This is a genomic window from Mesorhizobium sp. WSM2240, assembly GCF_040438645.1.
In the GTDB taxonomy this organism is placed as follows: domain Bacteria; phylum Pseudomonadota; class Alphaproteobacteria; order Rhizobiales; family Rhizobiaceae; genus Allomesorhizobium.
Genome location: NZ_CP159253.1, coordinates 4,997,361 through 5,011,127, shown reverse-complemented (window position 1 = coordinate 5,011,127; position 13,767 = coordinate 4,997,361). Strand labels below are relative to the sequence as shown.

Genomic DNA, 13,767 nt, shown 5'->3' with positions numbered 1-13,767 from the left:
GAGACATTGGCCACAGCCGACTACTACGAAATTCTCGACCCGCGGTTTTCGCGCCTGTTCAATGGCAATGCGCATGTCGAAAAGCTGTTCACCGGCTGCAAATGGGCGGAGGGTCCGGCCTATTTCGCCGCCGCCCGCTACCTCGTCTGGTCGGACATTCCCAACAATCGGATGCTGCGCTACGACGAGACCGACGGACAGGTTAGCGTCTTCCGCCAGCCCTCGGGGAATTCCAACGGCAATACCGTCGATCGCCAGGGCCGGCTGGTCACCTGCGAGCATTCCGGCCGGCGCGTGAGCCGTACGGAGCACGATGGCTCGATCACGACGATCGCCGATCGTTGGCGCGGCAAGCGCCTGAATTCACCCAACGACGTTGTGGTGAAGTCGGACGGCTCGATCTGGTTCACCGATCCCACCTACGGTATCGATTCCGACTATGAGGGCGACCAGGCTGAAAGCGAGATCGGCAGTTCGCAGGTCTATCGCGTGGACCCGGCGAGCGGCGAAGTGGAAGCCGTGGTGACCGACATGGTCAAGCCCAACGGGCTCGCCTTCTCGCCCGACGAAAGAAAACTCTACGTCGTCGATACCGGGCGGACCCACGGCGCGGAAAATCCGGCCCATATGCGAGTTTTCGATGTCGGTCCGGACAATGCGCTGTCCGGCGGCGAGGTATTCGCCGATTGCACGGCCGGGCTGTTCGACGGCTTCCGGCTCGACACTCAGGGCCGCATCTGGACCAGTGCCGCCGACGGCATCCATTGCTATGATCCGGACGGAACGCTGATCGGCAAGATCAAGGTGCCGGAATGCGTCGCAAACTGCGTGTTCGGCGGCATCAAGCGCAATTGCCTTTACATCACCGCAACGACGTCGCTTTACGTTGTGCGCCTGATGGTCAACGGCGCCAAGACCGTTTGAATGGGCAAAATATTCGTATTCGCCGGTTTGACGCGACGGCTGGCTATTTCGCCTGCGCCGTCAGAATCTTGAGCGCGAAGGCTGAAAACACGCCGGCGAACAGATAATCCACCACCCGCGTCACCGTCGGGTTCTTTTTCAGAAGCCCGGCGAACTTGTCGGCGGCGATCACCATCGGCGCGGTCACCGGCAGCGATAGCGGGATGAAAAGCAGGCCCAGAAATAGCAGCTTTGCCGGTGCGTTCGGGTCGCTTGCCGAGACGAATTGCGGCAAGAATGTCATGAAGAACAAGATGACCTTGGGGTTCATGAGGTTGATCCCGAGCCCTGTGGCCCAGTTCTGGAACAGGGTGCGGCCGGTACCCGCCTTCCTTTCAGGCGAGAAGGCCGAGCCGTTGCGGATCGCCTGATAAGCCAGCCACATCAGATAACCGGCACCGAAGATCTTCAGCACCAGGAAGGCCTGCGGCGAAGCGACGATCAAGGCGGAAAGCCCGAGCGCCACCAGTGCAGTATGGATGATTACGCCGGTCATTGCGCCGAACATGCAAGCGAAGCCGGCGGTTCGGCCTTCCGAAAGCGCTCGTCCGACGAACAGGGTCATGTCCGGCCCGGGCGTGATCGCGATAATGAAGGTCGCGACTGCGAACTGGATGATGATGCTGGCTTCCGGGATGAAAGGCATGGAGCGGACCTCGGCAACGACGGCGCTCAATATCCGAATCTCCGCAGAGACACCAGCGGATTGATGGCAGCTCGGTTACTGGACCGCGCCTCGGAGCTCGGCATCTTTTGCGACGGCAGGCTCGCGGATCTCGTAGGCAAGGCCGTTCCACGTCCAGTGACTCGGTTCCGCTCCGCCACCTTTGGCCAAACCTACAAGGTCGGGCCAGCCGCCGGCTGAAGTTTTCCGATCCAGGTAGAGCGCCATGCCCTCGCTGTTATAGACCTCGCGCCAATCTCCTCCTGGACCTTGGCGGGCAAAGCCGCTCAGCGTGCAGCCCGACTGGCCGTAATAGCGGCTGGAGCCGCAAACCGAGGCAAATACGAGCTCGGCATCCGGCGCGATCTTGACCGAAGCCGCCGCGAGGGCCGGCTGTTTGCTGGTCGCGTCGAGAAACAATGCCGCTTCTTCGGCCATGAGCTTTGCCGCGGTCCCGATAGCCTGATCCGTTTTCGAGAGAGCCACGCTTTCATAGGCCGACATGTCAACTTCGCTGCAACGGGGCGCGACCGCGTCAAGCACGTCGCGCGACCCCTTCAGCGAAAATACCGCGGCGCGCGCGCCGTCGAATGCAAAGGAGAGCCTGTTGCCCGCCTTCAGAGGTTCGAGCATTTCGAACGGAATAGGGATCGTTGCCACGCCGGGACTCAGGTTGGCGTTGGCCGGAAAGTCTACGCCATCTATCGCAATAACCGTATCCAGTTCTTGGCGGGACAATGGCGAAGCAGCCTCGACGCGCAGGCGAAAGTTCCAGCGCCGCTCGGCGCAGGAAAACGAGCCGCCGTTGATTGCGGTGGCCTTCAGCGGAGCCGGCAGTATGGCGACAGCGCCGCTTCCGGCCTCTTCCCAGCGGTCGCCGGCCGTGGCCGACAGAGCCCCAGCCAGCAGGAACGTGGCCGCGCAAAAAACCAACCACCCACGTCCGGCGATCCCGTTCACGGCTGGTTCGGCAGCCCCTTCAATGATTTCGGCAAGTTGAGCCATTGGGCGCGAAGTCTTGGTCAGAATCGTTAAAGTTTATTGAATGCGCGGTCTTTGGTATGGCGCATGCCGGGCCTTGTTCGGCCCGGCATTCCTGCTAAAAGTCCCGCCCGAGACGCGGCCCAACTGGTACCGCTCAGCAAAGCCTCGGGGAAAAAATGTCTAAGTGGAAAGACGTCAAAAAGGTCGTGCTCGCCTATTCCGGCGGTCTCGACACCTCTATCATCCTGAAGTGGCTGCAGACCGAGCTGGGTGCGGAGGTAGTGACCTTCACCGCCGATCTTGGCCAGGGCGGCGAGCTGGAGCCGGCGCGCAGGAAGGCCGAAATGCTCGGCATCAAGGACATCCGCATCATGGATGTACGCGAAGAGTTCGTCCGCGATTTCGTGTTTCCGATGTTCCGCGCCAATACCGTCTATGAAGGCACCTATCTTCTCGGCACCGCGATCGCGCGGCCGCTGATCTCCAAGCACCTCGTCGACATCGCCAGGGAAACCGGCGCCGACGCGATCGCCCACGGCGCCACCGGGAAGGGCAACGACCAGGTCCGCTTCGAGCTTTCCGCCTACGCACTCAACCCCGACATCAAGGTCATCGCGCCGTGGCGCGACTGGTCCTTCAAATCGCGCACCGACCTCCTGAACTTTGCCGAGCAGCACCAGATTCCGGTGCCGAAGGACAAAAGGGGCGATGCGCCGTTTTCCGTCGACGCCAACCTCCTGCACTCGTCGTCAGAAGGTAAGGTTCTGGAGGACCCGTGGAGCGAGCCGCCGGAATTCGTCCATCAGCGCACCATTTCGCCGATGGATGCGCCGGACGCCGTGACCGAGATCACCATCGAATTCAAGAACGGCGATCCGGTTGCGCTCGACGGCAAAAAGCTGTCGCCGGCGGCGATGCTGGCCGCGCTCAACGATCTCGGCCGGGATAACGGCATAGGCCGGCTCGACCTCGTCGAAAACCGCTTCGTCGGCATGAAGTCACGCGGCGTCTATGAGACGCCCGGCGGCACGATCCTGATCTCCGCGCACCGCGCCATCGAATCGATCACGCTCGACCGGGGTGCGGCACATCTCAAGGATGAGCTGATGCCGCGCTACGCCGAACTGATCTACAACGGTTTCTGGTTCTCGCCGGAGCGGGAAATGCTGCAGGCGCTGATCGACAAGAGCCAGCACGATGTCGAGGGCGAAGTGCGGCTGAAGCTCTACAAGGGCAACGTCATCGTCACCGGCCGCCGCTCGCAGAAGTCGCTCTATTCCGACGCGCTGGTCACTTTCGAGGATGACCGCGGCGCCTACGACCAGAAGGACGCCGAAGGCTTCATACGCCTCAACGCGCTGCGTCTCAGGACGCTTGCCGCGCGTGACAGAAAACGCTGAGGTCTATGCGCCTTGGCCGATGCATCGTCGCGCTGATCTGTTCGGCGAGCGCAGCGTCGGCGACCGATGCCGAATTCGACCCTTCTGCCGTCGATCTGGCGTCTCTGATCGAGTGCCGGGCGGATGCGCGTGAATATAACAGTTTTGCGCTGTGGCTGACCGGCCAGCCGGAAGCCGCGGAGGCGTTGGGCTGGCAGGAACTCGCCTCGGACAATCCGTTCCTGAAGGAGTATAAGCTGCCTGCCGCGATCGGCGTCTTCGGCCGCAATGCCGACCGCGTCGTCTTTACTGCTTCGGGTCCGATGGCGGTGCTCGACGCCGCTCCGGACGAGTTGGCAAAGAAGCTCGAAATTACCCCCGAGATCGCCACGGCCGAGAAATTCCTGGGCGAGAAAGTCGTCCTGGAGGCGAAGGAAGAGGATCTCGGGATGGTCTTCGAGACGCGTATCACGCTCAACGTGTCCACCGTCGATTCTCATCCCGGCAAGACGCTTGCCGGGTGCTCCTACAGGATCGAAGTGCGCTAGGCCGAGTTCGGCCGACTTGGTGGCCTATACAAGTCTTGAGCGCCGGGCACGGTGGCCCGGCGCCGCAGCGATGGTCGAGCTTACTGCCCGTCGATTTCCGCGCCGATAATGGCGATCGCCTGCTGGTACACGCTGGCCGAATTCCAGCCCTGGAGCGCGCCGAAATTGGCCTGGCCAGGCTGATACCCGCCGCCCGGTCGCCAGCCATGGCCGCGCAGGAAATTGGCCGTCGAGGCGAGCGCATCGGCTTTCGATTTGACCATGTCGATCCTGCCGTTGCCGTCGCCGTCGACGCCGTATTTCAGCACGTTGACCGGCAGGAACTGCGTCTGCCCGATCTCGCCATGCGCCGCACCGATCGCCGAGGGGCTCAGCGTGCCGTTCTGCACGAGCTGCAACGTCGCATAAAGCTGGTTGGTGAAGAATTCCGTGCGGCGGCAGTCATAGGCGAGCGTCGCCACAGCCGAGACGGTGTTCTGATTGCCGAGAAAGCCGCCGAACCCGGTTTCCATGCCCCAGATCGCCAGCAGAGGGCCGGGCGGGACACCGTAGCGCTGCTCTATGCTCGCCAACAGCGCAGCATTCTGCTTCTTCAGGCTCTTGCCTTTCGAGGCTATCTGCTTGCCGCCGCGTTTCGCCATGAACTGGCTGAGCGACAGCTTGAAGCTCTTCTGGTTGCGATCGGCGTGTATCGTCTTGCTCGCGTATTTGGCGTTGTCCAGCGCCCTCAGCGCATTGCCGCCGATGCCGCGGGCTGCAGCCTCCCGCTTGAACTCCTGCTTCCAGTTCTCGAAGCCGGCTGCGTTGTTGCCGCACGTCGCGGCCTGTGCGGTCCCCGCAGCGACGCCGAGCATGGCGCATGCGGCAGCGGCGAAAATCGTTCCCTTGGCAAAAAATGCCATGCTGTTCTCCTGGTTGCCTGAATCGATCCCCGAAGGGAGCTTGCCGGCGAATCGCCTCTGGTGACGGCCAGGCGGTCAAAACGTCATGACTATTCGAACCGCTGGCGAACGCCGAAGAACTTCCCTACGATCAAGTATATATTGTGGCAAGGGGCTGAATAAGTCATGAAAGATGTTGACGTCGTGGTCGTCGGCGCGGGTTCGGCTGGTTTGGCCGCAGCCAAGACCCTGCGCGCAGCAGGGTTGAGCTTCACTGTTCTGGAGGCGATGAACCGCGTCGGCGGCCGCGCCTGGACGTCCACCGAACATTTCGGCATCCCGTTCGATATCGGCTGCGCCTGGATCCATGCCGCCGATCGAAATCCCTATTTTGCGGAAGCCGAAGCCGCCGGCTGGACGCTTCATTACCACGACATGAATGTTGACCATCTCTACTACGGCAAGCGCAAGGCTTCTGAGGAAGAAGAAGCTGAGATGAAACGCGCCGACTGCGAGATGTCGGCGGCGCTCGAGAAATGGAGCGGGACTGACGACAGCGTCTCGTTGCTGCTCGCCTCCGGTCATGCGCCGCGCGCCGCCGCCACCTTTGCCGGGCCGATGGATTTTGGCCAGGATTACGATGAGGTTTCGATAGAAGACTTTCGCGCGGCCGCCGATCTCGATCCGAATTACTTCACCAGGGAAGGATTTGGCGCGCTGGTCGCGCAATACGGGGCCGATGTGCCAGTCCAACTGTCGACCCCGGTCCGGAAAATCCTTTGGGACGTGTCGGGCGTCGCCTGCGTCACCGATCGCGGGACGATCCGCGCCAGGGCCGTCATCGTCACCGCCTCGCCGGCGGTGCTGGCATTCGAGGAGATCGAATTCTCGCCCGCTTTGCCGGATGCCGTCGTCGAAGCGTTCTTCGATCTGCCGATGGGCATGCTCACCAAGCGGCGGCCAGTCCGGGCAGGGCGGCGGCGCGCGCCACCCTCATGGAACCGATAGCCGAACGCATCTGGTTCGCGGGCGAAGCGCTGGCTGGATCGCCAGACCTGCGGCGGCGCGAGGCTTTCAGGTGAAGCGGTGGCTCGGCAGGTGGCGGCGCAACTCGGCGCGACGTAAATCTCCGAAAAATCGGAGAAACGGTTCTCAGGGCCTGCTGCGGCCACGCGCGCGAAGTCATTGATTACCCGGCGCTGATCCACGGTTTCTGCAAAGACAATTTAACAAGCAGTCACACGGCCCAAACGGCTTGGACCGGAACAGAACCGGTTTGGCTCCGTTTATGACCGGACGGGACAACGAATCCACGGAGGATTATCATGAAATCCAATCTCCTGATTTCCGCTTCCGCCGGCGCATTGCTTGCAATGTCGGCGTCGGCATTCGCCCAGACATCGGTCACCGCCACGACGGACCTCAACGTTCGCGCCGGTCCCGGTCCGCAGCACCCTGTGATCGGGGTTCTGGCCGCCGGACAGGCGACAACGCTGAATGGTTGCATCGAGGGCAGCAAATGGTGCTCAGTCGCCGAAGCCGGCGGTCAGGGCTGGGTTTATTCAGACTATCTGACAGGCAATTTCGGCGGCCAGCAGGTGGTGGTCACCGAACGTCCTGCCGGTTCCGTCGAGGTGGTCACTGCCCCATCCGGTGAAGGCGGCGCGGAAGGCGCTGTTGTGGGCGGAGCCACCGGTGCTGTTGCCGGCGCGATCATCGGCGGACCTATCGGTGCAGCTGTCGGCGGCGTTGCCGGCGCGACCATCGGCGGCGCCACGGGTGCTGCCGCCGAGCCGCCGGCCGAGGTACGCACCTTCGTGACGTCCAACCGGGTCGAACCGGTCTATCTTGAAGGCGAGGTCGTGGTCGGCGCCAGCCTGCCCGAAACCGTCGAACTTCGCGAGATCCCGAACTACGAGTACCGCTACGTCAACGTTAACAATCAGCCGGTGCTGGTCGAGCCGGATACCCGCAGGATCGTATACGTCATGCGGCAGTAGCAGCCGAGGACTTTCCTCTGGAACGCCGGGCACATCCGCCCGGCGTTCGTCTGTTTCCAACGCAACTGCCATCCTGGCGGAGCTCGTTTTCCACCGCTACCTTGACATTTCGCGTCGCATGATGTTCTTGCGCTGCAAATTCCGCGACGAGTACAGACTCCGAGCAGCCGACCGGGACCCTTAGAGGTATAAATCGATCCCGGAGGCCAACACCCGGCAGCGCGATGCGCCCCCGGGTGCTTTTTGGCTTTGGCTATAGCTTGGCTCTCGTGCAGGGAGACATTACCTCTGGGCGGGAAACCGGTCAGAGACACAAGGAAGAACGATGTTCGAATCGCTGCAAGAGCGACTTGGTTCAATTCTAAACGGCCTCACCGGCCGCGGCGCACTGTCGGAAGCCGATGTGTCGGCGGCGCTGCGCGAGGTCCGCCGCGCGCTCATCGAAGCCGACGTGGCGCTCGATGTCGTTCGCTCGTTCGTCGACAAGGTTCGCGCCAAGGCGGTGGGTGCTGCGGTCGTCAAATCGATCAAGCCCGGCCAGATGGTCGTCAAGATCGTCCATGACGAGCTGGTCGAGATGCTGGGCAGCGAGGGCCAGACGATCGATCTCAATGCGCCGGCGCCGGTGGTCGTGATGATGGTCGGCCTGCAGGGCTCGGGCAAGACCACAACGTCGGCGAAGATTGCCAAGCGCCTTGTCGAGCGCCAGGGCAAGAAGGTGCTGATGGCGTCGCTCGACACCCGCCGCCCGGCCGCCCAGGAACAGCTTCGCCAGCTCGGCGAGCAGACCAGGGTTGCGACGCTGCCGATCGTCGCCGGCCAATCGCCGGTCGATATCGCCAAGCGCGCGGTGCAGGCGGCCAGGCTCGGCGGCCATGATGTCGTCATCCTCGACACGGCCGGCCGCACTCATATCGACGAACCGCTGATGGTCGAGATGGCCGACATCAAGCGGGTGTCGTCGCCGCACGAGATCCTGCTTGTCGCCGACAGCCTGACCGGCCAGGACGCTGTCAATCTCGCCAAGAGCTTTGACGAGCGGGTTGGAATAACCGGCCTGATCCTGACGCGCATGGACGGTGATGGGCGCGGCGGCGCCGCGCTCTCGATGCGCGCCGTGACCGGCAAGCCGGTCAAGCTGATCGGCACCGGCGAGAAGATGGATGCGCTGGAGGAGTTTCATCCCAAGCGCATCGCCGACCGCATTCTCGGCATGGGCGACATCGTCTCGCTCGTCGAGAAGGCTGCCGAAACCATCGACGCGGAAAAGGCCGCGGCGATGGCCAAGAGGATGCAGTCGGGCAAGTTCGACCTGAACGATCTCGCCGACCAGCTCGGCCAGATGCAGAAGATGGGCGGCATGGGCGGCATCATGGGAATGATGCCCGGCTTGGGCAAAATGAAGGACCAGATGGCGGCCGCCGGGCTCGACGACAGGATGTTCGGCCGCCAGATCGCCATCATCCGCTCGATGACCAAGGCCGAGCGCGCCAACCCGGACATTCTCAAGCATTCGCGCAAGAAGCGCATCGCCGCGGGTTCCGGCACGGATGCCGCCGAGATCAACAAGCTCCTGAAGATGCATCGTCAGATGGCCGACATGATGAAGGCCATGGGCGGCAAGGGCAAGGGCGGCGGCATGATGCGCGGCATGATGGGCGGGCTGGCTTCGAAGATGGGACTCGGCGGGCTTGCCGGCGGTATGGGCGGCATGCCGGATCTCTCCAAGATGGATCCGAAGCAACTCGAAGCCCTGCAGAAGCAGGCGCAGGCGGCCGGCCTTGGCAAGGGCCTGCCGGGCGGGCTTCCAGGATTGGGCGGCGGCGGTCTGCCCGGACTGCCGGGCGGCGCGAAACTGCCCGGCCTTGGCGGAGGCGGCCTTCCTGGCCTGGGGAAGAAGAAATGAGCGCGATGAACGACAACCCCCAGGCACTTCTCGGAGAGCTGCGCGCCTCGATCGACAATATCGATGCCGCACTTATCCATATGCTTGCCGAGCGTTTCCGCTGCACCAAGGCGGTCGGCGTGCTGAAGGCCACCCACGGCCTGCCGCCGGCCGATCCGGCGCGGGAACAGACCCAGATAGCGAGGCTGCGCCGGCTTGCCGACGACGCCCAGCTCGACCCTGATTTCGCGGAAAAGTTCCTGAACTTCATCATCCACGAAGTCATCCGTCATCACGAAATGCTCGCAGCCAACGGCGGCGAGACCAGAAGTTCAGCCGTGAAGATCGGCGAATAGAACACAAACCCTCAGATCAAACGAACTGCACTTTTAGGAGAAGAAAATGTCACTGAAAATTCGTCTGGCCCGCGCGGGCTCCAAGAAGCGCCCCTACTACCACATCGTCATCGCCGATGTGCGCTCGCCACGTGACGGCCGCTTCATCGAGACCGTGGGCGCCTGGAACCCGTTGCTGCCGCGCGAAGGCGGCGAGCGCGTCAAGCTTGACGCCGACCGTATCAAGCATTGGCTCGGCCACGGCGCGCTGCCGACCGATCGGGTGGCCCGCTTCCTGGACGAGGCCGGTCTGTCGAAGCGCGAGCCGCGGGTGAACCCGAACAAGGCGCGGCCGGGCAAGAAGGCTCAGGAACGCATCGATGCGATCAAGAAGGCGCAGGATGAAGCTGCCGCCGCCGCCGCCGCACCGGCTCCCGCCGAAGAAGCCGCCGCCAGCTGATCGCTGCAATCTCGGAATGAAAACGGCGGGCTCAAGGCCCGCCGTTTTTCGTTTGCCATCGCCGGACGCTCGGATTCGCACTGGTGAGCGGACAATCAGCGGAAGTTAGGCACGATCCACGGGTCTACCGCGACTCCACTGCGCCGGCTCTTCGCCGCATCCGCGGTGTCGCTTGCGCGACGGGACGCGACCTTGCGTGAAGTCTCCCGCTTGATCGAATGCGTGACGGTGCGGTCCAGCACTTTTCTGGCCGCCTGCGGTTCGCTGCGCGGCGATTCCGGATAGTGCAGCGTGGCGGCGAAATCGTTGGCCGATGCGGTGCCGGACAGCGCCAGAATGGCTGCCACCGCTAGAGCTATCTTCCTCATTATCGTTCTCCGCTCTTTGTACATGTACACTACGGTGTACAGATACGAGCAGCGGTAACACGATTCAAGAGCGGATTCGTACGCGTACGAAAATATCTTCTCGCGGGAGGACCAGCGAAGTCTCTGCAGTCGGCGATTCGCCTGCGCCGGTGGATCAGCAACGCGCGTCGGGCGGCGTCAACGTGCCGACAGGATGCGCCTTCAATCCCGCCAATGCGACGTCCATCGACATTTCCAGGAATTTCTGGCGATCGCCGAAGGGATAATGCGGAAACGTGATGAGCAACGAGACCGTGCCGTGCCCAAAAGACCATAACAGCGTGGCGAAGGCGTGCACGTCCCCTTGGAATATGCCTGCATCCATGCAGGCCTGAACACGTTTGAGCAGCAGTTGCAGCGCGGGATTGTGTTTTCCGGGCTCGGTTACGCCCCGGTCGGGATCGTGAGTGTGATCGTCGGTCATGAAGACAGTGCGGTATTCGTTCGGATTTTCCAGCCCGAAAGCCGCATATTCCGTCATCATCTTGCGGAGCGCCGCCAACGGCTCCTTCGGCGCTTGCGCTTCCAGGCGGCGGGCCAGGGACTCGAAGGCGTCGTCGGCAATCGCGTGCAGGATGGCGTGCTTGTCGGCGAAATAGGAATAGACCGACATCGGCGCGTAGCCGACCCGCTTGGCCAGCTTGCGGATGGTCAGCCCTTCATAGCCTTCTTCCCGCACCAGCTCATGCGCCGCCGTCAGCAGTTCCGCGCGGACTTCCGCCTTCTGGCGCTCCCGGCGATCTTGCGCGCTCAACGGCTTTGGGTCGTTCATATACAATATCCGCAGATCGGACGATCTCTATACACTGTACGACAACCCATCAAGCGACGGACCGTTCCGATCCAGGCCGCGCAATCGGGGAAAAATTTGGGAAATCAGGCCTTTACCAGCTTCAGCGCCTTGTCGAACACGCCGAGCACCCGGGCAAGTTCATGGCCGCGCTTGAGGATGACGCCGCCCGCCGCCACGACGCTGAATGCGCCTTGCTTGCGGGCCAGCTTCGGGCTTTTCACGATCTGGAAAAGAGCGGTTTCGCTGGCGCGGCGGAAAACCGAGAAGACGGCGCGGTCGTTGAGGTGATCGATCGCATAGTCGCGCCACTCATTGGCAGCCACCATACGGCCATAAAGCCGCAGCAACTGGTCGATTTCACGTCTGTCGAAGCTTACCGGAAGGTCGAGCCGTTCGCGTCTTGCCTCATGGAGCGGGATCAGTATGGCGGTGTCTTCCCTACCCTCCGCTCCATTCCCGCGATCAGTCATGCAAACGGCCTTTCGTGACGTTTTTGCGAAGGAAAGGTCGCGCGTTCACCCCAAAAATGCAAGCCCGAACGATCTGATTCGCTGCTAAATTTCCGGCAGGAATTGTCTAGCCCCGAAACCGTACGGACTGAATCACGAATATGTACAAACTGAATTGATTGGTGATTCTTCGCCACATTGCTGCCGTTTTTTATCCCAGCTACGGCCCCAATGTCCGACGAACTTAGCCTCGTTGCCTGAGACGGTTCGGTCCGGCACCGGCTCGTAACCCCAAGCCCCCCGCCCACGGGTCTGCGTCGGATCGAACCAACCTCGGCTTTCTTTTTAAGGCCGAGTGCAACGATCCCAATATATTGAACCGGTGTCAGCTCAAGCTGATGCCGGTTTTTTGGTCGGCGCTCAGCTCCCTGGATTGCGGATCATCGCCGCGCCCAAAATCGGACCCGGCAAGCCGTCCTTGCTGACAGACTGGAGCAGCACGGCGCAACCGCCTTTCCTGGACACCTCGCTTGCGGGCAATTCGAAGCGGGCCGCCTTGCCGTGCCACATGCCGGCGGTCTGGACATCCGACACGGCGTTCCAATAGGTCACCGTTCGCCCCGCATTTTCGCCGCGCTCGATCACAACCGGCTGCGCAGGCTCGAAATAGACAACAACGACATGGGCTTTCTTCGCTTCACCTTTTGCGGCTTCGGCGTCGATCACGACGCTATCGCCGGCGCGGGTGACGGTCAGTCCGACGGCAAGGCCATCGCCCGATCCTTTCAGGTCTTCGACCGCATCCCACACCTTGGCGCTGCTCGAGCCGTTGACATGGATGCGCCCGTTGATGACGGCCTGCGGCGTATAGACGGAGCGGATACCGAAAGACTTGCCATATCCATGCTGGCGAGCTGTGTTTTCGGGGCTACCAAGCGTGTCGCGCCAGCCGAGATAATCCCAATAGTCGACGTGATAGGCGAGAGCTACGATATCGTCCCGGGCCGCCAATTCCGCCAGGAGCGCATCCGCCGGCGGGCACGAGCTGCAGCCTTGGCTGGTGAAGAGCTCAACCACGCCGGTTGGCCGGGCCGTTTCCTCCGCCGACACGGCGCCGACAAACGCCGGCAATGCCAACGCCGCCGCGGCGAGCGTGAAAAGGAATCGGAATATCATTACGTCCAACTTGTTATTGCCGGCGGAACCGGATTTCTTCTGGTTGCCCAAACAATAGGCAGACGGCGGCTTCAACGGGAAGTCACGTTGCGGTGAAACGCGGCGGTGCAAACAGGAAAAACGCAAATGCTCGACGGGCTGATGTATCAGATCGACCTCTATTGCGAGCGGACATCGCCAGCCTTGTTGGCGGAGCCGATCAATGCGCTGAGTAATCTGGCGTTCGTCGCCGCCGGCCTCTGGGGAGTCCGTGAGGTCCGCAGGCATGGCGCAGGCACCTTCGCAGAAGTTCTGGCGTGGTGGGTCGTGGCCATCGGCGCCGGCTCGGCGCTGTTTCACACATTCGCCAACGAGTTGACCAAATGGGCCGACATCCTGCCCATCGCCGGCTTCACGCTTGCCTACACGCTTTTGAATCTGCGCCGCTTCATGGCGATGAGCTGGCAAAGGGCATTGCCGATCTTCGTCGCATTCTATGCCGCCGCAGGCCTGATCACCTTTCTCGTGCCCGACTGGCTGCGCGAGGCCTCCAATGGTTCTACAGGCTATCTGCCGCCCTTCCTGGCGCTCCTGTTCTTCGGGGCGGTGGTTCTTGCAAGCGGCAACCGGGCGGGCGGGTACAATTTCGCCGCTGCCGGAATATTCGTCGCCTCCGTCGCCTTCCGGGCGATCGACCTCAAATTCTGCGATGCATTTCCGCTCGGCACGCACTTCCTTTGGCACATGCTGAACGGCCTGATGCTGGCAGTCTTGCTCGCCGCTGTGGCGCGCTACGGTGCGCCGCGCCAGCAGGCTCTCAAAGTAGAACCGCCGGAGAGATTGTCTCCGGCGGTCTGAATGCAG

General features: G+C 62.3%; 16 protein-coding genes. 9 read left to right on the top strand and 7 right to left on the bottom strand.

What is annotated here, in order from left to right:
- Window positions 1-6: 6 nt before the first annotated feature.
- Window positions 7-924, top strand: coding sequence for an SMP-30/gluconolactonase/LRE family protein (locus ABVK50_RS24910; protein WP_353644033.1), 918 nt, complete (start codon window positions 7-9; stop codon window positions 922-924).
- 43 nt (window positions 925-967) lie between these two features.
- Here ABVK50_RS24910 and ABVK50_RS24905 read toward each other — a convergent pair whose 3' ends face one another.
- Together ABVK50_RS24905 and ABVK50_RS24900 are read right to left on the bottom strand one after the other, a co-directional pair.
- The gene (locus ABVK50_RS24905) at window positions 968-1,609 is read right to left on the bottom strand and encodes a LysE family translocator (protein WP_353645822.1); all 642 of its coding nucleotides are present in this window, start codon (window positions 1,607-1,609) and stop codon (window positions 968-970) included.
- 75 nt (window positions 1,610-1,684) lie between these two features.
- Entirely contained in the window at window positions 1,685-2,632 is a 948-nt protein-coding gene (locus ABVK50_RS24900; RefSeq protein ID WP_353644034.1) for a hypothetical protein, read from the bottom strand.
- Window positions 2,633-2,787: 155 nt separating this feature from the next.
- Here ABVK50_RS24900 and ABVK50_RS24895 point away from each other — a divergent pair, with 155 nt between their 5' ends.
- Complete coding sequence (locus tag ABVK50_RS24895) at window positions 2,788-4,011, top strand: argininosuccinate synthase (RefSeq protein WP_353644035.1); 1,224 nt, start codon at window positions 2,788-2,790, stop codon at window positions 4,009-4,011.
- Between the two features lie 5 nt (window positions 4,012-4,016).
- Window positions 4,017-4,538: a hypothetical protein gene (locus ABVK50_RS24890; RefSeq protein ID WP_353644036.1), complete on the top strand. Its 522-nt coding sequence runs from the start codon at window positions 4,017-4,019 to the stop codon at window positions 4,536-4,538.
- Between the two features lie 80 nt (window positions 4,539-4,618).
- On the opposite strand, the gene ABVK50_RS24885 is transcribed toward ABVK50_RS24890, so the two are convergent.
- Complete coding sequence (locus ABVK50_RS24885) at window positions 4,619-5,392, bottom strand: lytic transglycosylase domain-containing protein (RefSeq protein ID WP_353645823.1); 774 nt, start codon at window positions 5,390-5,392, stop codon at window positions 4,619-4,621.
- A 213-nt stretch (window positions 5,393-5,605) separates the two neighbouring features.
- Here ABVK50_RS24885 and ABVK50_RS24880 point away from each other — a divergent pair, with 213 nt between their 5' ends.
- The 5 genes from ABVK50_RS24880 (at window position 5,606) to rpsP (ending at window position 10,099) form a co-directional block, all read left to right on the top strand.
- Window positions 5,606-6,427, top strand: coding sequence for an FAD-dependent oxidoreductase (locus tag ABVK50_RS24880; protein ID WP_353644037.1), 822 nt, complete (start codon window positions 5,606-5,608; stop codon window positions 6,425-6,427).
- Between the two features lie 317 nt (window positions 6,428-6,744).
- Window positions 6,745-7,419: a DUF1236 domain-containing protein gene (locus tag ABVK50_RS24875; protein ID WP_353644038.1), complete on the top strand. Its 675-nt coding sequence runs from the start codon at window positions 6,745-6,747 to the stop codon at window positions 7,417-7,419.
- Window positions 7,420-7,744: 325 nt separating this feature from the next.
- Window positions 7,745-9,325 carry a signal recognition particle protein gene (ffh, locus tag ABVK50_RS24870; RefSeq protein ID WP_353644039.1) on the top strand — a complete coding sequence of 527 codons (1,581 nt, stop codon included), beginning with the start codon at window positions 7,745-7,747 and terminating at the stop codon, window positions 9,323-9,325.
- A gap of 5 nt (window positions 9,326-9,330) precedes the next feature.
- A complete protein-coding gene (locus ABVK50_RS24865; protein WP_353645824.1) occupies window positions 9,331-9,660 on the top strand; it encodes a chorismate mutase in 330 nt (109 codons plus the stop codon).
- Between the two features lie 46 nt (window positions 9,661-9,706).
- On the top strand, window positions 9,707-10,099 hold the full coding sequence (gene rpsP / locus ABVK50_RS24860) for a 30S ribosomal protein S16 (RefSeq protein WP_353644040.1): 393 nt from the start codon (window positions 9,707-9,709) through the stop codon (window positions 10,097-10,099).
- Window positions 10,100-10,194: 95 nt separating this feature from the next.
- Here rpsP and ABVK50_RS24855 read toward each other — a convergent pair whose 3' ends face one another.
- The 4 genes from ABVK50_RS24855 to ABVK50_RS24840 form a co-directional block, all read right to left on the bottom strand.
- On the bottom strand, window positions 10,195-10,467 hold the full coding sequence (locus ABVK50_RS24855) for a hypothetical protein (RefSeq protein ID WP_353644041.1): 273 nt from the start codon (window positions 10,465-10,467) through the stop codon (window positions 10,195-10,197).
- Window positions 10,468-10,621: 154 nt separating this feature from the next.
- On the bottom strand, window positions 10,622-11,278 hold the full coding sequence (locus ABVK50_RS24850; RefSeq protein ID WP_353644042.1) for a TetR/AcrR family transcriptional regulator: 657 nt from the start codon (window positions 11,276-11,278) through the stop codon (window positions 10,622-10,624).
- Between the two features lie 104 nt (window positions 11,279-11,382).
- Window positions 11,383-11,769 carry a DUF2794 domain-containing protein gene (locus ABVK50_RS24845; RefSeq protein WP_353644043.1) on the bottom strand — a complete coding sequence of 129 codons (387 nt, stop codon included), beginning with the start codon at window positions 11,767-11,769 and terminating at the stop codon, window positions 11,383-11,385.
- Window positions 11,770-12,168: 399 nt separating this feature from the next.
- The gene (locus ABVK50_RS24840) at window positions 12,169-12,924 is read right to left on the bottom strand and encodes a DUF1223 domain-containing protein (protein ID WP_353644044.1); all 756 of its coding nucleotides are present in this window, start codon (window positions 12,922-12,924) and stop codon (window positions 12,169-12,171) included.
- Window positions 12,925-13,050: 126 nt separating this feature from the next.
- Between ABVK50_RS24840 and ABVK50_RS24835 the strand changes: the two genes are divergently transcribed.
- Window positions 13,051-13,761 carry a ceramidase domain-containing protein gene (locus tag ABVK50_RS24835; RefSeq protein ID WP_353644045.1) on the top strand — a complete coding sequence of 237 codons (711 nt, stop codon included), beginning with the start codon at window positions 13,051-13,053 and terminating at the stop codon, window positions 13,759-13,761.
- The last annotated feature ends 6 nt before the right edge of the window (window positions 13,762-13,767 follow it).

Coding starts and splice junctions, on each gene's coding strand:
- ABVK50_RS24905 (WP_353645822.1), bottom strand. CDS start 1,609: ATGCCTTTCATCCCGGAAGCCAGCATCATCATCCAGTTCGCAGTCGCG.
- ABVK50_RS24900 (WP_353644034.1), bottom strand. CDS start 2,632: ATGGCTCAACTTGCCGAAATCATTGAAGGGGCTGCCGAACCAGCCGTG.
- ABVK50_RS24895 (WP_353644035.1), top strand. CDS start 2,788: ATGTCTAAGTGGAAAGACGTCAAAAAGGTCGTGCTCGCCTATTCCGGC.
- ABVK50_RS24890 (WP_353644036.1), top strand. CDS start 4,017: ATGCGCCTTGGCCGATGCATCGTCGCGCTGATCTGTTCGGCGAGCGCA.
- ABVK50_RS24885 (WP_353645823.1), bottom strand. CDS start 5,392: ATGCTCGGCGTCGCTGCGGGGACCGCACAGGCCGCGACGTGCGGCAAC.
- ABVK50_RS24880 (WP_353644037.1), top strand. CDS start 5,606: ATGAAAGATGTTGACGTCGTGGTCGTCGGCGCGGGTTCGGCTGGTTTG.
- ABVK50_RS24875 (WP_353644038.1), top strand. CDS start 6,745: ATGAAATCCAATCTCCTGATTTCCGCTTCCGCCGGCGCATTGCTTGCA.
- ffh (WP_353644039.1), top strand. CDS start 7,745: ATGTTCGAATCGCTGCAAGAGCGACTTGGTTCAATTCTAAACGGCCTC.
- ABVK50_RS24865 (WP_353645824.1), top strand. CDS start 9,331: ATGAACGACAACCCCCAGGCACTTCTCGGAGAGCTGCGCGCCTCGATC.
- rpsP (WP_353644040.1), top strand. CDS start 9,707: ATGTCACTGAAAATTCGTCTGGCCCGCGCGGGCTCCAAGAAGCGCCCC.
- ABVK50_RS24855 (WP_353644041.1), bottom strand. CDS start 10,467: ATGAGGAAGATAGCTCTAGCGGTGGCAGCCATTCTGGCGCTGTCCGGC.
- ABVK50_RS24850 (WP_353644042.1), bottom strand. CDS start 11,278: ATGAACGACCCAAAGCCGTTGAGCGCGCAAGATCGCCGGGAGCGCCAG.
- ABVK50_RS24845 (WP_353644043.1), bottom strand. CDS start 11,769: ATGACTGATCGCGGGAATGGAGCGGAGGGTAGGGAAGACACCGCCATA.
- ABVK50_RS24840 (WP_353644044.1), bottom strand. CDS start 12,924: ATGATATTCCGATTCCTTTTCACGCTCGCCGCGGCGGCGTTGGCATTG.
- ABVK50_RS24835 (WP_353644045.1), top strand. CDS start 13,051: ATGCTCGACGGGCTGATGTATCAGATCGACCTCTATTGCGAGCGGACA.